Annotated in this window: 20 protein-coding genes; 12 read left to right on the top strand and 8 right to left on the bottom strand. The window is 51.0% G+C overall.

Annotated elements, in window-relative coordinates; all coding sequences use genetic code 11:
- Positions 1–10: 10 nt before the first annotated feature.
- Positions 11–652 (top strand): bifunctional 4-hydroxy-2-oxoglutarate aldolase/2-dehydro-3-deoxy-phosphogluconate aldolase, encoded by a 642-nt coding sequence (locus IEY46_RS19140; protein WP_188993665.1) that lies wholly within the window; start codon positions 11–13, stop codon positions 650–652.
- Between the two features lie 151 nt (positions 653–803).
- Here IEY46_RS19140 and IEY46_RS19135 read toward each other — a convergent pair whose 3' ends face one another.
- On the bottom strand, positions 804–1,685 hold the full coding sequence (locus IEY46_RS19135) for a helix-turn-helix transcriptional regulator (protein WP_188993663.1): 882 nt from the start codon (positions 1,683–1,685) through the stop codon (positions 804–806).
- Between the two features lie 174 nt (positions 1,686–1,859).
- On the opposite strand from IEY46_RS19135, the gene IEY46_RS19130 reads away from it, so the two are divergent.
- The 4 genes from IEY46_RS19130 to IEY46_RS19115 all read left to right on the top strand — a co-directional run bounded on the left by IEY46_RS19130 (position 1,860) and on the right by IEY46_RS19115 (position 5,213).
- Complete coding sequence (locus IEY46_RS19130) at positions 1,860–2,756, top strand: phytanoyl-CoA dioxygenase family protein (RefSeq protein WP_188993661.1); 897 nt, start codon at positions 1,860–1,862, stop codon at positions 2,754–2,756.
- Between the two features lie 270 nt (positions 2,757–3,026).
- On the top strand, positions 3,027–3,476 hold the full coding sequence (locus IEY46_RS19125) for a DUF1569 domain-containing protein (RefSeq protein WP_188993659.1): 450 nt from the start codon (positions 3,027–3,029) through the stop codon (positions 3,474–3,476).
- An 86-nt stretch (positions 3,477–3,562) separates the two neighbouring features.
- Positions 3,563–4,600 carry a phosphotransferase enzyme family protein gene (locus IEY46_RS19120; protein WP_188993657.1) on the top strand — a complete coding sequence of 346 codons (1,038 nt, stop codon included), beginning with the start codon at positions 3,563–3,565 and terminating at the stop codon, positions 4,598–4,600.
- An 88-nt stretch (positions 4,601–4,688) separates the two neighbouring features.
- Positions 4,689–5,213 carry a GrpB family protein gene (locus IEY46_RS19115; RefSeq protein ID WP_188993655.1) on the top strand — a complete coding sequence of 175 codons (525 nt, stop codon included), beginning with the start codon at positions 4,689–4,691 and terminating at the stop codon, positions 5,211–5,213.
- 73 nt (positions 5,214–5,286) lie between these two features.
- Here the strand turns inward: IEY46_RS19115 and IEY46_RS19110 are convergent, their stop codons facing one another.
- Positions 5,287–7,965, bottom strand: coding sequence for a glycoside hydrolase family 78 protein (locus IEY46_RS19110; RefSeq protein WP_188993653.1), 2,679 nt, complete (start codon positions 7,963–7,965; stop codon positions 5,287–5,289).
- Positions 7,966–8,097: 132 nt separating this feature from the next.
- Here IEY46_RS19110 and IEY46_RS19105 point away from each other — a divergent pair, with 132 nt between their 5' ends.
- The 3 genes from IEY46_RS19105 (at position 8,098) to yunB (ending at position 10,759) form a co-directional block, all read left to right on the top strand.
- Positions 8,098–8,988: an AraC family transcriptional regulator gene (locus IEY46_RS19105; protein WP_188993651.1), complete on the top strand. Its 891-nt coding sequence runs from the start codon at positions 8,098–8,100 to the stop codon at positions 8,986–8,988.
- Between the two features lie 119 nt (positions 8,989–9,107).
- Positions 9,108–9,794: a TerC family protein gene (locus IEY46_RS19100; protein WP_188993649.1), complete on the top strand. Its 687-nt coding sequence runs from the start codon at positions 9,108–9,110 to the stop codon at positions 9,792–9,794.
- Between the two features lie 128 nt (positions 9,795–9,922).
- Complete coding sequence (gene yunB, locus IEY46_RS19095) at positions 9,923–10,759, top strand: sporulation protein YunB (RefSeq protein ID WP_188993647.1); 837 nt, start codon at positions 9,923–9,925, stop codon at positions 10,757–10,759.
- Positions 10,760–10,996: 237 nt separating this feature from the next.
- On the opposite strand, the gene IEY46_RS19090 is transcribed toward yunB, so the two are convergent.
- On the bottom strand, positions 10,997–12,028 hold the full coding sequence (locus tag IEY46_RS19090) for a M23 family metallopeptidase (protein WP_188993645.1): 1,032 nt from the start codon (positions 12,026–12,028) through the stop codon (positions 10,997–10,999).
- A 124-nt stretch (positions 12,029–12,152) separates the two neighbouring features.
- On the opposite strand from IEY46_RS19090, the gene lipA reads away from it, so the two are divergent.
- Entirely contained in the window at positions 12,153–13,049 is an 897-nt protein-coding gene (gene lipA, locus IEY46_RS19085; protein ID WP_188993643.1) for a lipoyl synthase, read from the top strand.
- Between the two features lie 22 nt (positions 13,050–13,071).
- Positions 13,072–13,821, top strand: a complete 750-nt coding sequence (locus IEY46_RS19080; protein WP_229750402.1) for a YutD family protein — start codon at positions 13,072–13,074, stop codon at positions 13,819–13,821.
- A gap of 69 nt (positions 13,822–13,890) precedes the next feature.
- Here IEY46_RS19080 and IEY46_RS19075 read toward each other — a convergent pair whose 3' ends face one another.
- The 3 genes from IEY46_RS19075 to spoVV form a co-directional block, all read right to left on the bottom strand.
- The gene (locus IEY46_RS19075) at positions 13,891–15,630 is read right to left on the bottom strand and encodes an ABC transporter ATP-binding protein (RefSeq protein WP_188993639.1); all 1,740 of its coding nucleotides are present in this window, start codon (positions 15,628–15,630) and stop codon (positions 13,891–13,893) included.
- Positions 15,630–16,427, bottom strand: a complete 798-nt coding sequence (locus tag IEY46_RS19070; protein ID WP_188993638.1) for an NAD kinase — start codon at positions 16,425–16,427, stop codon at positions 15,630–15,632. The genes IEY46_RS19075 and IEY46_RS19070 overlap by 1 nt, the downstream gene beginning before the upstream one ends.
- Positions 16,428–16,493: 66 nt before the next feature.
- A complete protein-coding gene (gene spoVV, locus IEY46_RS19065; protein ID WP_373288840.1) occupies positions 16,494–17,567 on the bottom strand; it encodes a dipicolinic acid transporter SpoVV in 1,074 nt (357 codons plus the stop codon).
- Positions 17,568–18,028: 461 nt separating this feature from the next.
- Here spoVV and IEY46_RS19060 point away from each other — a divergent pair, with 461 nt between their 5' ends.
- Both IEY46_RS19060 and IEY46_RS19055 read left to right on the top strand, forming a co-directional pair.
- The gene (locus IEY46_RS19060; protein ID WP_188993634.1) at positions 18,029–18,427 is read left to right on the top strand and encodes a globin domain-containing protein; all 399 of its coding nucleotides are present in this window, start codon (positions 18,029–18,031) and stop codon (positions 18,425–18,427) included.
- A 4-nt stretch (positions 18,428–18,431) separates the two neighbouring features.
- Complete coding sequence (locus IEY46_RS19055; RefSeq protein WP_229750367.1) at positions 18,432–19,151, top strand: DUF2225 domain-containing protein; 720 nt, start codon at positions 18,432–18,434, stop codon at positions 19,149–19,151.
- 168 nt (positions 19,152–19,319) lie between these two features.
- On the opposite strand, the gene IEY46_RS19050 is transcribed toward IEY46_RS19055, so the two are convergent.
- Positions 19,320–19,550, bottom strand: coding sequence for a hypothetical protein (locus IEY46_RS19050; RefSeq protein WP_188993630.1), 231 nt, complete (start codon positions 19,548–19,550; stop codon positions 19,320–19,322).
- Complete coding sequence (locus IEY46_RS19045; protein ID WP_188993628.1) at positions 19,547–19,738, bottom strand: YycC family protein; 192 nt, start codon at positions 19,736–19,738, stop codon at positions 19,547–19,549. The genes IEY46_RS19050 and IEY46_RS19045 overlap by 4 nt, the downstream gene beginning before the upstream one ends.
- Between the last annotated feature and the right edge of the window lie 112 nt (positions 19,739–19,850).

The following is a 19,850-nucleotide window of genomic DNA, read 5'->3' as shown; positions in this document are numbered from 1 at the left end:
AGGTTAACGAATGGAACTGATGGAAGAGCTGCGCCAAAGGAAGGTCATTGCGATCGTGAGAGGCGTTCCCGAAGCTCACGCCGATGACACGGCCGAGGCGCTGACGGACGGCGGTATCCGCCTGATCGAAGTGACCTTGAACACACCCGGCGCTTACGGCATCATCCGCCGCTGGCGGGACCGATTCGGGGACCGGGCCAGAATCGGAGCGGGCACGGTGCTGGATGAAGAGATGGCGGCGAAAGCGATCGACGCAGGCGCGGAATATTTAATCACGCCGAACATTGATGAGGCGACGATCTGCTGCGCGGTTGCAGCGAACGTGCCGATCGTGCCGGGGGCGATGACGCCGACGGAAATCGTTCGTGCCTGGAAGCTCGGGGCGAAAGCGGTGAAGGTGTTTCCGGCCGGAACGTTAGGCGCTTCTTATTTGAAGGAGCTGCAGGGACCGTTGTCGCATATTCCGATGGTGGCGACTGGCGGGGTGAATCCCGACAATATGGCGGATTATGCAGCAGCGGGCGCTTGCGCGTTCGGCGTGGGGGGCAGCCTTGTGAACCTGGCGTGGATACGCGCGGGAGAGTACGGGAAGCTACGGGAGCATGCCGTGCGGTATGTCGCCGCGGCGGAGTCGCTCGCTAGCCGTTCATGAGTCCCTTATTTCAATTTTATCGTACCTGCATGCTGAAGCTTCGGCTCGCATCGGGTATGATTTTTTTTTTTTACTCGGAGATCCATATGTGCATCACAAGAGACCGAATCTTGTCGACTAAGGAAGGGAAATTGAACACCTTCCAAGTCGTTCATTTGAAATGACGAAACTGCTGCGGTGATACCCTCATAGCCTTGCGAAAGGCTTGACTGAAATGGCTGGCCGAGGAGTAACAGAGGGCATGGCCGATTTCTTCCACGCTGAGGTCGGTGTTTTGCAGCAGTTTCTTGGCTTCGCGGATCCGGATGCGCTGCTGAAATACGGAAGGCGAAATGCCATAGACCAGCTTGAAGCACTCATGCAAATGCGTCCGATGGACATTTAATTGTTGGGCGATGGCCGTAATATTGATACGGGTATTCACATGATATTCCATCCAATAGGCGGCTTCCCGCGCCAGCTTCAATTGCGAGGGCTTGACGCCGCTTACCGGGAGCGGGCTATCTTGCACAACGATTAGCTCGGATGCCAAATTCGCGATAAAGTCCAGGATGCTGGAATGCATCTGCAGTTGCTTGACGGAGGCCGCCATGTCGTCAGCGATCGTCGCGGGCTTCGTATCTTCGCGAACCATTATCTGCTGCAGATGCTCTCCGAAACAGGTGATAAACCGCGATACCCATTCGGAAACGTGCCCGTAGGATTCGCTGCGCAACACGGGATCAGCGGTCAGTTGGAAGATCATGTTGATCGCATTGATTTCCACTTCGAAATGAAAATCGAAATAACTGCAATCCATCCGCGCTTCCGTTCGATGAAGCATCTCCGATTGGATGATAATCGCGTCGCCGGGGTACATCCGGTACATTCGTCCGTTGACCCATTGATCCATTTCGCCGGAAATACAAAACAAAAACTCGAAATAAGGATGCCGATGGTCTGGGTAGGACCATCCGGCTTTGTGCTTGGCATACTCCATGCCCGGAATCCGCAGGGCGCTGTACAAATCAGGCAATTGAAACATATGATCCATGGAATCATCCTCTGCTTCTGAATGAAATTCTACAAATATATCATTATTTTGTGCATTAAACGAATTATAGACTACATTTATATAGAAAATCCATACTAATTCGCATGGTTGATTCGAATGCCGAATGTTATGATTCTATTATTAAGAAACCATGTCAAGCAGGAGGAATAGATAATGAAATTAATGATGGGAAACCAAGAAATGGAGATGGGCAGTAAATACCTGATGGAGCTTCGCAGTTCGAACGATCTGATGGACGATACGGAGGCGCTCCGGGCCAGACTGCAAGAGGACGGATATTTACTTATTCGGGGCTTCCATGACCGCAGCAAGGTTTTGAATGCGCATCGAGAGTTTTGTCAAGGCCTCGCCAAGCAAGGCAAGCTTGATCCAGATGCCCAGGTAGAGGAAGGCGTCATCGGCCCTGAAAACAAAGGCGGCATGTGGGGAAAGGGCGCATCGGAACTGGAAGCGGAGTTTCCGAGTTTTCTTGAGATCGTCAATTCTCCGAAGGTATTCGGGCTATTCGATCGACTGCTCGGCGGGCCCTCGATGACGTTTGACTACAAATGGCCGCGCGCCGTTGGGCATGGAGGCAATACCGGAGCTCATTACGATATCGTTTATATGGGCAGGGGCACGAAGAACCTCTATACGATGTGGACACCAATGGCGGATATTCCGCTGGAGCAAGGTACGCTTGCGATGCTGCTTGGCTCCCAGCATTACGCGAAGGTCAGAGAAACGTACGGGCAAATGGACGTTGACAGGGATAATGTAGCGACGGGCTGGCTCTCCGATGATCCGATCGAATTGGTCGATACGTTCGGCGGGCAATGGGCGACCACCGCGTTTGAGGCAGGCGACTTGATTATTTTCGGAATGTTCATGATGCATGCTTCGTTTAATAATACGACCAACCGGTATCGAATCAGTTCGGATACGCGGTACCAATTGGCTTCGGAACCGGCGGATCCGCGATGGGTCGGCAAAAAACCGAAGGCGCATTATGCTTGGGGCAAGGAGCCGTTGAAATCGGTTGAGGATGCGCGCAAGGAATGGGGGATTTAAACGTCTCAAATGAGACAGCCAGATGGCATCAAAACCTGTGAAATACAAGGGTTTGATGCCTTTTGGTGTATATAGGAAACAAATCGCTACTCGGCAAGCTATCCCTTCAGGTTGCGCCGGATCAGACTAAACAGCAATCAATAAGAAATATCCTCAACTGCACAATGTTATAATAAGCTATATCCCGCCTCAACTAATTAAATATCAGAAAAAAACATCACGAATAGGCTTGCCAGTTTAATTTCAGAAATTAAGCTGAAGGGAGCTGTTATGAAAGATATCTTTGATTATTTGCATACAGTGGAAATTCTAAACCGTATCGACACGTTGAGCCCGGTTTCACAACCTCATTGGGGTAAAATGGATGTTGCCCAAATGCTCGCTCATTGCTCGGCGTTTCAAGACATTGCAATGGGAAATACTAGTCCACCAAGAGGCTGGTTAGGGGTATTGATAGGTAAGTTTGCAAAACCCGTTTTTTATAACGACAAGCCGTTAGCCCGCAACATGTCCACCATTCCGACTGTTTTAGTGACAGATAAAAAAGTATTTGAGGCCGAAAAAGAAAGACTGAAGCAAAAAATAATAGAATTCCAAAGTAATGGGCCTGAAAGTTGTACGACTCATCCGCATCCTTTTTTTGGGAAGCTCACCCCTGAGCAGTGGGGAAAAGGATTATATAAGCACTTGGACCATCATTTAAAACAGTTTGGTGTTTAGTCAGCAGCTCATTAACGAACTCGAATACTTGGTACACAAGAAGAAAGACCGCTGCAGCGGCACCTTGTTCGAGTTCGGGAGGCAAAATGAAAACAAAACTTCAGACCGATGAATCCGCGCTAATCACGAAGCTTAATGAAGAATACGGAATTCAAGCCGATAAGCTGCTCTTCATTCCGATGGGAGATTCGGCTTATTCGTATTTGCTGAATGGCACGGCTGCGCAGCGGTATTACCTGAAGGTATTTGATCATCATAATGACAGCCAACGAAAAGGGATTGCCCGTCTGGATGGTTATTTGCCGGCAACTTGGCATTTATATCATCAGGGGCTTTTTCGGAATCTTGCGTCTCCCATCCGAACCCGTGCAGGGGAATACAAAATTGTATTAAGCGATTGCACAGCCGTTTTATTTCCTTTTATTGAGGGAGAGTCACTGGCGGAGGCTTATCCTTTTTCAATTGAAATCTTGCAAACAATCGGGAAGCTGGCCGCGCTTCTTCATCAGTCAACCTCCCGCATCGCCGCCCAGTCGCTGGTCATTGAAACCTATTCGCTGGATTTCGTACCTGGCTTGGAGAAAGCTTTGTCCGCTCTTGAACAGATCCAGTCCGCGGACGATCCCAACCTTCAATCCCTAAGGGAACATGTTCTGCCCAGAAAGAAGCAAATCGCAGCGATGCTTGAGCTTGTTCAGAAGCTTGGGCGCGCGGCAGCAGCCGATCCCGGAGAAAAGGTTTTATGCCATGGGGATCTTTGGGGAGGGAACCTGATTCGCCATGAGACCGGGATCTGCGTGATTGATTGGGAATCGTTGATAATGGCGCCTCCTGAACTTGATTTTATGAGTTATATAGGTGATGGTTTTGAGGTGTTTTTTTCTGCTTATGAGAAGCAGATCGGTCATCCGGTGACTATAAATATCGACATGCTCCGGTTTTACGCCTATCGCCATCATCTTCGAAATCTGACGAATTGGCTGATGAATATTCTGTATAGAAACCTGGATAACACCCAGAGGGCAAACGATTTGGAAATGATTCTTCATCATTGCATCAATCGTTGGGATCATATTGAGCCCAATATGCAAGCGGTAGAGGCCGGATTGCCAAACAGAAAATAGGATGTTTCCTCAGTGCCCTTTTTTATTCATAATAGAGGTTGAATCATGTCGAGTCGTCTCTACTTTGAAGGGAGTGTCCGGTTCAAGTATGGCGGAAAAAACAAGAGTGATTGAAGTGGTTCCTTACGATCCGGTATGGAAGGAGCAGTTTCGGCAAATCAGGAGCATGATCGAAGGCTATATCGGCGATCTGATTCTGGGTATCGAGCATGTGGGGAGCACCTCGGTGGAAGGACTTCCGGCCAAGCCGATCATCGATCTCGATGCGGTGATGGAGGATTACAGCATGCTGCCGGCTATTGTGGAGCGTCTGGCCAAAGCAGGCTTCGAACATCAAGGCAATCTCGGGATAGAAGGGCGCGAGGCGTTTAATCCCACCGTTCCGGACGGCTTTATGAAATACCATCTTTATGTATGCCCCAAGGATGGCAAAGGTTATCTGGAGCATATCGCTTTTCGTGACTATCTCCGTTCCCATGAAGCCGCCCGCAGGGAATATGCTTCGATAAAAATGAAGCTCGCCAAGCAGCATCGCCATGACATTGACAGCTACTGCGATGGAAAGTCCGAATTTGTTGCCGCTATCCTAAAAGCAGACCTCGACCGGGGATGAGGTAATATCAAACAACGCGATGAGGCAGCCTGCAAGCTGCCTCATCGCGTTGTATTCAAGTGCTATATACCTTTTATCCAGCCTGTACGGGGACAGGCACGGAGAAAGTAAACACATAATCGCCCGACCCGATTTCCAGAGCTGCTCCGGAATCTATGTGGCTCATCGAATGAATGCCATCCGAGAGGGCAATATCCTTCCCGTTCTCCAGAATCCCTTCCTCCACCGCTTCAGGCAGCAGAATGGATGCGGTCGTATTAGGCGGGATGGTCACATGAAGCTCCATGGTGGAGTCTTCGCGGTGGCGCCACTCGGATGCGACAAGGCCATGCAGGGTCTGAAGGGTTGCTTTGGCCCAGGTAAGTCCCTCTCCCGGCTGCGGCTTAATCAGAATATGCTTATATCCCGGTGCCGCTTCATCCGTATCAATCCCCGCTACACAGCGGTACAGCCAATCGCCGATCGCGCCGTAAGCATAGTGGTTAAAGGAGTTCATATCCTTGCTCCAGAAGCTGCCGTCCTCCTTAATCCCGTCCCAATGCTCCCAGATCGTTGTTGCGCCTTTGGTCACCTGATACAGCCAGGATGGATAATCTGTCTGGAACAGCAGCTTATAGGCCGCGTCCTTGCTGCCGATCTGGCTGAGCACGAGGTTTAAATACGGTGTGCCGACAAAACCTGTGGTCAGGTGATGCTTGCTTTCATCCATAAGCTCCAGCAGCTTCTTCTCCGCTCTTTCCTTTGCCTTACCCTCCACAAGTCCGAACATCAGAGCCAGCACCTGGGCCGTCTGGGTCGGAACCGACAATCTCCCGGAAGGCGTAATAAATTCGTGCTTGAACGCCTTCAGAATTTCATCATGCAAGTTTGAGTAGAAGGCGATATCCTCTTTCTTCTCCAGTACGGCGGCTGTTTTTACGAATAAAGAGGTGGAATAGGCGAAGAAGGCAGTGGCAATGAGGTCCCGGTCGGTTGCTCCGATATAGGATCCCGGTTTGGAGTCAAGCCCGAGCCAATCTCCAAAATGAAAGCCGGTATTCCAGAGGAATTCCTGCTCGCCTTGCCGGTGCATGTAATCGACCCATGCTTTCATGCTCTCGTACTGCTGCTCCAGAATCCGCTTGTCTCCATAACATTGATAGATAACCCAGGGACAAATGACCGCCGCATCCCCCCAAGCCGCTGAGGAATGAGCCTCATCGCCCAGCACATTGGGAATGACAAAAGGCACGCCGCCGTTCTCCAGTTGATCCGAAGCCAAGTCCTTCAGCCATTTGCCGAAGAAAGGGGCCACATTCATCAAATGGGCCGATGTGCGGATAAACATCTGCGCATCCCCGGTCCATCCGAGCCGTTCATCGCGCTGCGGACAATCCGTCGGAACATCAAGGAAGTTTCCTTTCTGGCCCCATAAAATATTATGCTGGAGCTGGTTAATGAGCGGGTCCGAGCATTGGAAATCTCCCGTCACCTCCATATCCGAATGGAGAACCACACCGGTGAAATCCTCCAATCTGACCGGCTCGCTGAATCCTGTCAGCTTCACATAACGAAAGCCCTGGAATGTGAAATGCGGCTCATAGGTCTCGGAACCTTGTCCGTTCAAAATATAGTGGATCGCCTGCTTGGCATTCCGCAAATTTTCCGTATAAAAATTGCCCTCCTGATCCAGCACTTCGGCATGCTGCAGGCTGACTTCTTGCCCCTCAGCGCCGTTCATGGTGAACCGGACCCAGCCGACCATATTTTGGCCCATGTCGATGACGGTTTCTCCGGCAGGTGTCGTGAGGAGGGCAATCGGCTGCAATTCCCCGATTTTCCGGACGGGCTCGTTCTCCTGCGCGATGAGAATCGCTTTGGTGTGCTCCAGCACTTCCACCTGCTCCCACTGCGAGTCGTCATAGGCTGCAGTGCTCCAGCCTTGCTTTTCCAGACGCGCGTCGTACGTTTCCCCATGATAGATTTCCGACAGCAAGACCGGGCTTTTGGCCGCCCTCCATCCGTTATCGGATACGATTACATCCCCGGACCCGTCTTCATAGGTCACATGGAGCTCCAGCAGCAGCGCGGTGCGCTCGCCATAGATATTTTTCTTATCTTCCCAAGCCAAATTTCCTTTGAACCAACCATTACCCAGCGCAGCTCCGATTGCATTGCTGCCATTGGACAATAACGCGGTTACATCGTAGGTCTGGTACTGCAGCCGTTTATTATAGTTGGTCCACCCCGGTGTGAAATAATCCTCACCGACCCGGATACCGTTCAAGTTTAATTCATACAGTCCCAGAGCGGTGACATAAATTCGAGCGCTTCTGACAGGGGCATTCACGCTGAATATGCGGCGGAGCAGAGGGGACTGCCCGGATTCCACCGGGAAGGATTGCAGCGGCGCGCTTATCCACTGGGCCTGCCAGTTGCCTGGTTCCAGTAAACCTGTTTCCCAGAAAGCGATTTCAGACCAAGCCGATGCTAGTTCTTGTTTATCCCAGACCCGGATATGATAATAATAGCGCCGCGAAGCTTCGACATCCAATTCCGTTAAAGCAATATGGGTGGATTCGTTACTTTGGACTTTGCCGGAATCCCACAGCAAGCTGCTGAAATCCGGACTCGGGGAAACTTGAATTTGGAAGGCCGACTGCAGCCAGGACCGGATACCGCTCTGAATTTGCCAGCTGATTCTGGGGTGTGGATTATCAAGGCCGATGGGGTTCTCCAAATATTCGCAGCGAAGCTTTGTTACGATCGCCATAAGCTGATCTCACCTTTCAGGTATATTGTCCAACTCTTACTCTCATTATAAGGATTGAATGTGCTGTTTATATGCGGTATAAAGGACAATATATAGAGGTAAATACGACATCATGGAAGGGGTGATCCCTGCATGGAACAGGTCAGACAGATGTTTAAAGAAGAGGGGTTCTTTGGTGATCATTTGCTTCTTTATGTCAACCGGGCAGTTGAGGACTTTATTCTCCCGCTTCACTCCCATGAGTTCATTGAACTTGCTTATGTGGCGGAAGGCAAAGGATTTCATTATATCGAAGAAGAGGTTCAGCGTATCCATCGGGGGCAGCTGCATGTAATCCCCATCGGAACGTCCCATGTGTTTCGCCCTACCTCGATGGACGCTGCCAGGGATCCCTTAATAGTCTATAACTGCATTTTCCCCAAGTCGCTTATCGACCGCCTGATGCCGCTCCTGATTGATGAGCCTGTCGCCGCTTATATTGAGGGGCTGAAGGAAGAAACACGCTCTTATCATGCCGTCTTTGACGCCGACGCCGAGATCGAGAGGCTGTTCCTGTTGCTGTATAAAGAATATTCATTGCCCCGGAGCGGCTCCACAACCTATTTGAATACATTGCTGCTGCAGCTGATTGTGACGATTTACCGGCTGCACACGGACACCAGCCATGCTATTCCGAGCCAACCGGCACGTTTCCTTCAGCTATTAAGCTATTTGGAGCAGAATTATGCGGAGAAGCTGACTCTAGCTCATTTGAGCGGCCGCTTCCAGTGGAGTGAACGCCATCTGCAGCGGTTGTTCAAGCGGCATACCGGACAAGGCTTTAATTATTACTTGCAAAGCTTGCGGATCCAAAAAAGCTGCGAGCAGCTCAGAAGCACCCAGTTGAAAATAAGCAGAATAGCCGAATCGGTCGGTTACAAAGATCTGAGCTCGTTTATGGTCGTTTTCCGCAGGATTGTCGGTCAGACACCGGGCGCTTACCGGCAAACGTTCAATCAGTCATTCAAGCCGCAGCCCGATTGAATGCGGCGTATTTGTTTTAAAGCCTGAAGTATAAGGGCAGAACTATAGAGAGCAAGCAAACTTCCAGGGATTGCCTGCAGGATAAGGAATAAAGCGAATACGGCATAAGGGAGAACGAAATGGAAGGTAATTTTGTTATTGTATTGCTCGAGCTGATTCTTATAAATGTTGTGCTCAGCGGAGACAACGCGGTAGTAATCGCTTTGGCAAGCCGCAATTTGCCTGAGGAGCAGCAGAAAAAAGCGGTGTTTTGGGGCAGTATAGGGGCCATCGGATTGCGGGTGGTATTGACGTTTATCGCCGTTTGGCTGCTTCGCATTCCTTTTGTGCAAGCATTTGGCGGCATTCTGCTGCTGCTAATCGCGGTTAAGCTGATGAAGCAGGAAGAGGAAGAGGAGCAGATTGCCTCCAGCTCCAAATTATCGGGTGCAGTGAAAACCATCATCGTGGCCGATCTGGTGATGAGTCTGGACAATGTGTTGGCCATGGCCGGCGCGGCTGGTGGGAACTTCCTGCTCATTGTGATCGGATTGGCCATCAGCATCCCTCTTATTATTTGGGCCAGCCAGTTGCTGATGCATCTAATGAGGCGCTTTCCCGTTATTGTCACACTGGGTGCCGCTCTCCTTGGCTACACGGCGGGAGAAATGATTCTCAGCGATAAGGGTGCGAGTTCGTTTATCGAGTTAACGCTGCCATGGAGTGAGCATCTGCTCCCCGTTGTTCTGGCTGTTGCAGTTGTGGCTGCAGGTTATTTGCTTAACTGGACTCACAGCAAACGATCGGAAGCTAAAGCCGCCCGGTAAGCTTCACGGGACCCGTAAGGTTAAAAGAAGAAGAAACATCCCATGGACGGGTGTTTCTTCTTTTTTGCAATCCCTTCGCATAAGCTTGGATAGAAAAGGCGGACGAAGTGCGAAAAGGGGTGCTCAGCATGCCGAAATGGGGGAGACGGGGCTGGCACAGCACCAGCAAACGCCGGAGCGGCAAACCCCGCAACAGGCGGAAGCTGTGGTTGTTTATCTCGCTTATTCTATTTCTGTTTTTCTTTCAGACCTTTATCTTTGTGGAGCGCAATCTGCAAGGGCCATTGATGACAGTGGCAAAAGTCAGAGTTAAGCAGGTAGCTACCAAGGCCATTAATAAGGCGATCACCGATCAGGTTGCCAAACAGGGGGATATCGAGAAGCTGATTGAATGGAAAATGAATGACAACGGTAAAGTATCCGGTTTTATGCTTAATTATGCCGAGCATATGCGGATTACCTCCCAGACGGCGGACCGTGTTCAATCCATGCTGAACGATATCAAGGATATTCCTGAGAAAATCCCGCTTGGGCAGGCGTTGGGAAGCGCCATTATCGCTTCCTTCGGTCCCCGTATACCGGTAAAATTCGAACCGACCGGAGCGGTTAAGGTAGACCTTCAGACCAAGCAGCAGGATGCCGGAATCAATATGATCCTTGTAGAAGTTTATATGCGCATTGTCGCGGAGGTATCGATTATTATACCTTTCGATACGCAGCCGGAGCTGGTGGAGACCGAAATCCCGATTTCCTATCTGCTCGTTGTCGGCGATGTACCCATGTATTATTACGATAACAAGGGAAATCCCGTCGGCGATTCAGCAGCGGGAGCGCCAAGCATCTCATTGCCCATGCAGGACGGACAAAGCGGCGTTTCGACGACAAGTCCGCAAAAAGAGAACGAGGCGGATTCCAAGCTGCCTGATACCTCGACGAATCATACGGATCCGATCAATGGCAAATAGAATGGACGAATTTTGCAGGGTAATAGAGCAAGGAAAAAAGGCGTCTGTCCCTGAAGACATACGCCTTTTTTCATGACCAGTTCCATTTATAACGTTCTATCTGTAAATATTTGCATATAGCATTAGTTAAGATGCAAAACGGCTCAAACCGGAGGAGGCCCCATCCGCTTCTGCCTCTTGTGAGCGTTCCTATGCCTGATCACTGCTTGCGCTAGGCGGGGATGGTGGGCCGCCTATCTAACGCTTCCGCTTGAGCTGCCGCCTTTCGTTGTTTTCCCATTGGCGCAGAAGAGGATAGGGATCAAAGGACCACTCGAGCTGGCCGCTGTCGCGGTAGACCCCGTAATGCAGATGCGGCGGAAACTTGCCCTGCGTGCCAGGTTTGCCATAGCCTGAGCTTCCGACGTAGCCCACTGTCTGGCCTGGTTTGACGATGTCCCCTACACGCAGAGATTTTTCGTAACCCGACAGATGCGCGTAATAATGGTAGTTGTTATTCAAATCGCGGATGCCCAGCCTCCAGCCACCATAGGGATTCCAACCCTTGATTTCGACTATGCCGTAACAGGTGCTGCGAACATGGATGCCGTAGCCGGCGAATATATCGGTCCCTTCATGAATGCGGAAACCTCCCCAGCTTCTGCGTGTACCCCATGTCCCCCGGTATGCGTAGTTATTTCCGATGGGCAGAGGAAATGCGTGCTCGAACAAGTCGAGCCGTCCAAAATGGTCATACAATGCAGAGAATTGGCGGATTCGCTGCACAGCCCGGGTGTTGTGGTAATAATGCCAGGCGCCGATGGCGAAGTCATCTTCAGAGGGCCCGAAATGCCGGAAATGGTTGGCGACCGAATAGAGCAGATCGATGTCGTTTTCCCGGTTTGCCTTTCCGTCCCCATCGCCATCGCGGCCGATTCCGCTGAACCATTTAATCGAAGTGGGCAATTGATCCTGCTGGTCGGGATTAAGCACTCCGGCCCATCTCGGTTCCATAACGAAAACGCCGATATGCTTCCCGAGTGTTTTTCTTGTTTTTGGCCGGGCCTTTGTAATCGTTCTTTCATATTGGTCGATGGCTGCAAGCCGGTACCAGGGAATACCGGTCAAACTGCTGATATGCTGATACAGAATTTTCCTCTCCCGGAATTCAATATCGTTCTCGGAGAGCTCGGCCTTCTTGCCTTGCGCTCCGGCAGCATTGCCGTATGATTGCAGCACACCTATCATACCGGACAGGAGCAAGACGGAACAAAGTAAAAAACGTTTCATGTACCCCTCCTCCTTATGCGGAAATGGTCGAATGGACTGTAGTTATCATTTGCAAATCATTGGTTTTTATCCGAAACGTGCTATAATAAGACGCAGGAGAACGACAGAAAGCAGGTTGGTTTGAATGAAAACAAAAGCAAAGGATATTACGCCAAAGCCGGACTGGCTCCGGATTAAATTAACAACAGGCGGCAATTATGCCGAAATTAAAGATATGATGCGTTCCAAAACGCTGCATACGGTATGTGAAGAAGCACGTTGTCCGAATATTTACGAGTGCTGGGCGAATCGGACGGCGACTTTTATGATATTAGGCGATATATGCACGCGCGCATGCCGGTTTTGCGCTGTCAAGACAGGTTTGCCGACGGAGCTTGATCTTCAGGAGCCTGAACGTGTGGCAGATGCGGCGGAGCAAATGGGCTTGCGCCATTGTGTTGTAACCTCGGTCGCAAGGGATGATTTGGCCGACGGCGGCTCCTCTATTTTTGCCGAAACCGTCAAAGCGGTCCGCGGCCGGATGCCGCTTTGCAGTGTGGAGGTTCTGATTCCGGACTTTCTCGGGAATGAGGCTTCGCTGCAGACCGTAATGGATGTGAAGCCGGACATTCTTAACCATAATATTGAAACGGTTGAACGGCTCTCGGATCGTGTCCGCGCCAAAGCGAAATATTCGCGTTCGCTGGAATTATTGAAGCGGGCCAAGGTTATGCAGCCCGACATTCCGACCAAATCAAGCATCATGCTGGGTCTTGGTGAGGAATGGCACGAAATCCTCCAGACGATGGATGATCTTCGCGCGGTAGATGTGGATATACTGACATTGGGACAATATCTGCAGCCGACTCCGAATCATTTGGCAGTGGAACGCTACGTTCATCCGGACGAGTTTGCCAAGCTGAAAGAGGAAGGATTAAAGCGCGGATTCAGCCATGTGGAATCCGCTCCGCTTGTGCGCAGCTCCTATCATGCCCATGAGCAGGTAAAATCGGCCACGGAGGCCATTACAGCAACATTGTGAGAAGGAGTGGGGAGCACCCTTGATGCATATCAACGGCAGAGCCTATGAATTGATCCATGAGAATAAGGATGGCTGGAACCCCGAAGCGTTTCGTGAGCGTTTCAGCGAGGTGCTGGAGCGTTATGACTACGTAATTGGGGACTGGGGCTACAATCAGCTTCGGCTGAAAGGGTTCTTTCGCGATAATCATCCCAAAGCAACCAAAGATAGCGCATTCTCAAGCATGCTTGATTATATTAATGAATATTGCAATTTCGGCTGCGCTTATTTTGTTCTCCAGCGGCATCCAGGCGTCAAGCGTCAAGGGGAGGACGGCAGCGAGATCGAATCGGATGAGTCTGAGCATACGGAGTTGTTTGAAGGCATTGAAGATGCCTATGAACTCTCGATGCTGGTCGGCGAATCTGGCCAAGTGGACGAAACCGGTCAGGAAGTGCGGGCGCCGCGGATCGTTCGGGAGCATCAAAGACGCGAATACCACCCCAAGCATCCTCGCAAGGATGCAGCAAAGGATACGGAGAAGGAACCGTTTAAAGAAAACCGCAAGCCTTTCAACAAAGACCGCGATAAAGAACGGGACAAGGATGGCGGGCGGCAGCAGTCAACGTCGAATCACCAGGAAGAGCGCTCCGGTAACACAGAGCGCGGCAACCGGCACCGCAAGCCGCATTTTACCGCACCCAAAGCGCCAGTGGCTGCCGCTTCAGAGACGCAGTCACCACCCAGATCGAGCCAGAGAGAGCGTCAACGGGATTCCGGTCCTAAATCTTAATCGGCATGATGCTCCCAATTAATAAAAGCTGCTCGTACGGTTAATAAACCGTATGAGCAGCTTTTTCGGTTATAAATGCTGTACATTATAAAGCCGCGCATAAGCGCCGTCCTTTATCATTAATTGTTCATGCGTGCCTTGCTCCACGATGGAGCCATGTTCCACAACGACAATCCTGTCGGCGTGGGTAATTGTGGACAGGCGATGGGCGACAATAAGCGTTGTGCGGTTCTGGGCGAGCACAGACAGCGACTCCTGTATAGCGTGCTCGGATTCCAGGTCCAAAGCAGAGGTGGCCTCATCCAGAACCAGAATGGCGGGATCCTTAAGAAATACCCGGGCAATGGCAATCCGCTGCTTCTGTCCTCCGGAGAGCTTCACGCCGCGTTCTCCAATTTCCGTATCGTAGCCGTTTGGAAGCGTCTCGATAAACTCATGGGCGTTGGCGCGGTATGCGGCTTCCATAATCGCTTCGCTTGAAGCCTTCGGATTACCCATCAGGATGTTGTCTCTCACCGTGCCGCTGAAGAGAATGTTATCCTGCAGCACCATACCGATATGAGAGCGCAGGCTTTGCTGGCTTATGGTCCGGATATCCCGGCCGTCTATCGTGATTTGCCCCTCCTGGATATCATAGAACCGGGCCAGCAGGCTGATCAGAGATGATTTGCCGCCCCCGCTCATTCCGACAAGCGCAACCGTGTGCCCATGAGGGATAGCCAAATCAATGTGACGGAGAATCCACTCGCCTTCTTGCTGATAGCGGAAGGAAACATCGTAGAATTCAATATTCCCCTTTACCTTCTCAAGTTCGATCGCATCCTGCGCATCGCGGATCTCAGGCTTCTCATTGAGCAGCTCCATCACCCGTTCCAGCGAAGCGGAGGCTTGGGTAAGCTCAGTTGAGGAGTTGACCAGTCTCCTGAGGGGGCCGTACAGCCGGTCCAGGTAGCCGTAGAAAGCGACGAATTCACCCAGGGTGAGCCGCCGTTCAATAACCAGATAACCGCCGAAGGCCAGGACAAGCAGTGGGGCGATCTCAGTCAGTGTGTTGGTGATGGACTGTGTGAGCGCGTTCCACCTGGTCAAAGCGAAAGCCCGTTCCAGGAAATGGCGGTTGCGAACCTGGAACTGTTCCTGCTCATGGGTCTCCAGCGTAAAGCTTTTTACGACCGATATGCCATTGACATGCTCATTCAGATAACCCTGCATCTCAGCCAGTGATTGGGATCTGGAGCGCGAATATGCCTTTAAGCGCTTATAAAGCTTCTTGACTGCATACGCATAAAAAGGCAGTATGGCGATGGCGACAAAGGTCAGCGTCACATTCATGTTGAACATGATCACAAGCGCAATGACAAGGGTAAACATATCCAGCCAGATATTCATCAGGCCTGTTTCCACCAATGACTTGGTTTGTTCGGCATCATTCATTACCCGTGATATGATCTCGCCGGATTTCCGGTTTTGATAAAAACGGATCGAAAGCCGCTGCAGGTGACCGTACAGCTTGTTGCGCAGATCGAACAAGACCCGGCTCGTCGTAAACTGGGCGAAATACTGCCGGAAGTATTCAATCGGATAACGGACGATGACGAACAAAATAAAGGCGAGCCCGATGACGCGGGCTAATTTATTCAGCTTCTCTTCCGACGGAAGAGAGGACATCAGGATCTCGTCCACCACATATTTGATGAAAAGCGGCATTGTAAGCGGAATGGCAAACTTCAGCATACCGATAATCAGTGTAAACGCGACAAGCCAGCGGTAAGGTTTCACAAATTGTAAATAGGATCGAAAAAGCTTCATTATTTCACATCGTATCCTAGAAACGCTTCACGTACCCGGTTCCAGAACGGGAAAGGCCGGTATCTGGCGAAGCTGACCTTATGGCCGGCAACACTGCAGCGGATAGAACGGATATCGTTTCTTGTAATGTTAAGATGATCGAACGACAGCTGCAGACGCTGTTCCTTGCGCGAAATAATATCGCAATGATGATGCTGCGGCAGAACGACGGAAGATCCAAGCGTACGGTATACACGGTTGTTAATGGAAGCAATTTCCGCGATCTGCAAGGATTCGATGGAAGGATGGATAACCGCGCCGCCTAGGCTCTTATTATAAGCCGTGCTCCCGGATGGAGTAGAGACGACGATGCCATCGCCGCGGAACATTTCAAACAGCTCGTCGTTGATATCGATTTGGGCGACAAGCGTATTGTCGACACCCTTAAGCGTAAATTCGTTCAGAGCAAAATGAGTCGAATGGCCCTCTGTGGTGTCCAGCTCAATCTGTGCGATCGGATAACGAACGACCTTCGGCTCATTTTCAGCCATCATGTGAACCAGTTCTTCCAGCTCATCAGCTTTCCAGTCGGCAAAAAATCCAAGATGGCCCGTATGTACGCCGATAAATGCGACATCCGCGACCCGGTCGGAAAAGGAATGGAAAGCCTGAAGCAGCGTTCCGTCACCGCCGATGGAAATCACGATCTCCGGCTTTTCCTCATTCCGTGCAAATCCCTTTTCCGCTGCCATGTTGTGAAAAAGCTGTGCAAGCTCCTGGGACAGTTTATCGCCTCTGTCGACCACTGCGTAGTTCAAAGAAACAAGCCCCTTCCAAAATGGGTGATAGTTCGATCATATCGGAAAATGCCCATGAATACAATGTCAAACGGTGGGACCAAGGCTGTTCCAGAGCAGATAGACAAGCGCCATGGCTATACAGCCATGAACCAGGCGCGCAATCAGAAACGGCGTGTATCGCAGATTCGTGCGGCTGAGCAGACTGGCAGCCTGGGCATGAACGGATAATCCGCCCCAGGAGAGGATAAATGCCGCAACAGCAGCTTGATGGACGAGTGCGGCTCCTGCCGCAGTGCCGGAAGCTTTTGCGCCGAGCGTCACTTCAAACAGGCCGGTAACGACAGCTTCCGAGAGGGAGAACGGCAGGCCAAACAAGCCCATAACACCGTTTAGCATGTGAGCGATCGCGCCGATCACTCCTCCTTTGGTTAACAGTTCCATAATGACGGAGAAGACGACTACCAGTCCGCCCACGACAATCATCAGGCGCAGGGCGGCTTGTACGGCGTCCTGGAGCAATTTCCCGATCGCTCTGCCATCGAGAAGCCTGGCTTCATGCATGGCCCTGACAGCCTCGGCCAAACGCGATTTGCGCCTGCCTGCTGTTGGGTTCGTCTTTGCTGCCGCCGTTGGTTCATCTTGGCGGTCATGGAAGCGCATCATGAAGCCTATAAGCAAACCGCCCCCGTAATGAGCCGCGGCAAGTACCGGAGCAAGCGCCGGATTATGGAAAAACCCGATGGATACCGCACCAATCAGAAAAATGGGATCAGAGGTTGTCGTAAATGCCACCAGCCGTTCTCCTTCGGCTCGGTTAACCAGCCCCTGCTCCCATAGCTGGGCTGTCAGCTTGGCCCCTACAGGATACCCGGATGCGTAGCCCATTGTGACTACAAAACCGCCGATTCCCGGCAGCCGGAACAAGGGGCGCATCAGAGGATCCAGCAGCCTGCCAAAAAAATGCACGATCCCGAAGCCGAGCAGCAGCTCGGAGATGACAAAGAAAGGAAACAAGGCCGGGAACAGCACCTGCCACCAGATGGAAAGCCCGCGGATAGACGCTTCAAGAGATGCCGCTGGAAAAGCGGCCAGGAGCAATACGAACAGCATGGCGGACCAGGCCGGAATAACCGCCGGCCGGATCAGATATCGGACGATGTGCACAAAGTCCCCCTCCAATCGATCTAATAAATCCTCTACTAATCGATATATGAGCAGACTGGGACAATCATCACAATATAGGGTAATCAATGTTAAAAAGGCAGGAATTGAAAGGTTAGCTGCAACAAAAATAAATAAAGAAAACGCTTGCAAAACAGGTATTATTTTCGACATGTTTATGGTACACTAGAAGTATACCGAACGCTTGGGGTGATGACTGTATGAGTTTTATTGCCGGCATCCTCGTGTGTGCATTCATTTACGTTATTCGTGAGTCATTGATGGCTCCCGGAGAAGAGGATTATGAGAGCTGATTTTCGATGCTTATTTGTACTATCCAATGACCGAATGCCCTCCAATAGAAGGGCATTTTTTTTGTACAATGGACTAAGTCAAAAGTTTCAAAAAAATACTTTAAAATAATTCAAAAGACCTATAAAATGGAGATGAGAATGACGATGAATAACTATAGCAATATTTATGATGCGGTCGGCGGTTTTGAAGGGGTAACCCGAATCGTAGAGGCCTTTTATCCCAGAGTCCTGAAACACCCTATGCTGGCCCCGCTGTTTCCGGAGGATATTCAACCCGTCATGGAAAAGCAGGCTTTGTTTCTTTCTCAATTTTTCGGCGGACCTTCCCTTTATTCCGATCAGTACGGACATCCTATGATGCGGGCAAGACATATGCCGTTTCCGATTACGCCCGAGCGCGCAGAGGCGTGGCTGTCCTGCATGCGAGGAGCGCTGGAGGATAATGATCTTCCTGCAGAGCTTCGGGAATTTGTCATTCAACGGTTGTCAGGACCCGCTCATCATTTTGTGAACAGTAATGGAGATAACGAACAGGAGACGTGATGGCATGGAGCCGCTCTATTTGACTTCGATCACATGCATTTGTTGTGAAGCCCCCTATCAGACCTCCCGAGTCAGACCAAGCTTCAAGAAAGCCTCAACGCGGGACAGCGACTTTTGTTCTTATTTTAAAAACGGAATCAATCCTGATTTTTACGTGGTGAGGGTTTGCCCCAAATGCGGGTTCGCATCGACCGAGAATAGTGCCGAGCAGCTCAGCGACGCTCAGAAAAGACTCTACTACGAGCGGATCGGCAGGCAGTGGGTCCTGCGGGACTACGGCGGAAGCAGGACTTCGGAACAGGCGATGGAGTGCTACAAATTCGCGCTGATTTGCGCACAGGTAATCGGTGACAAGGAGCGCGTCATCGCAGGCATTCTCCATCACATCGCGTGGCTATACCGGTATGAGGGCCAGACGGAGCAGGAGCTGCGATTTCTGCGTTTTGCCCATGGCGCTTATGTACACGTTTATGAGACGGAAAGCGATAGCCTGAACAATGCGAAGCTGATGTATCTGATCGGCGAGCTGCACCGCAGGCTGGGAGAGCCGGCGGATGCCGTGCGCTGGTTCTCCCGTGTCGTCAACGACAAGAAAATCGTCGACGCATCGATGATTCGTGCCTCCCGCGAGCAGTGGCAGCTGCTGCGTAACGAAAATGCCGGCAGAACGGGGCTTATCGACGGTGAGCAGGCAGATAACGTGCAAGCAGCAAGCATCATTTAGTTTCCACAATGTACAGATACGCCTTCACATTCGGAGGCATCGTTCGTGTCGTGTCCTCCCTCAGCTCTAGTTGAAAGGTACGGGGGCAGTGAACATGATTAATAACCGTATAGGGTAAACAAAGAAGCCGTCCGGAAATGGACGGCTTCTTTGCGTATACAGCATTTACTAGCGCAGCTTCGTATCCGTAAGCAAATAATCCTGATCCGCGTCAACGACGGTGACGCGGCCGTTGCAGCAGGGGAAAACAAGCAAACGTTTCTTGCCGCTGCGCACATCCGCCAGTTCCTTGGGTCTCATCGGAAGCAGTACGTTATCCGCGCCGCAGAACGGACAGGAGGGCACATAAAGGTCTTTCATCAGAAGGTCATAAGGCCAGGTACGATCAAATGGAATCACGAATCTTGATCCTCTTTGCCGGTTTCATCAGGCTCCAGTTTCTCCGAAGCGGGATTGGCTTTGGCAAGCTCGGCGAGTTTTTGGAGCAGAATATGTTTGGGCATATGCATCAAATGCTCAAGGGGCACATTCAATTCTTTGGATAGCTTGACGGCTGTTTCGGCCGAGAGCTGCAATGGTTTGGACATACAATCAACTCCTTAATCAGTGCGGACTTGTACCCGGAAAGTGTCCACAGCGCTGCGCTGGGAACTTGTGATCAACGAAACATTGGTAAAGTGGGTCAACCTTTCGCTATAA

This window comes from Paenibacillus nasutitermitis, from assembly GCF_014641075.1.
Taxonomy (GTDB): Bacteria; Bacillota; Bacilli; order Paenibacillales; family Paenibacillaceae; genus Paenibacillus_Z; species Paenibacillus_Z nasutitermitis.
This window is presented reverse-complemented; position numbering and strand designations above follow the sequence as displayed.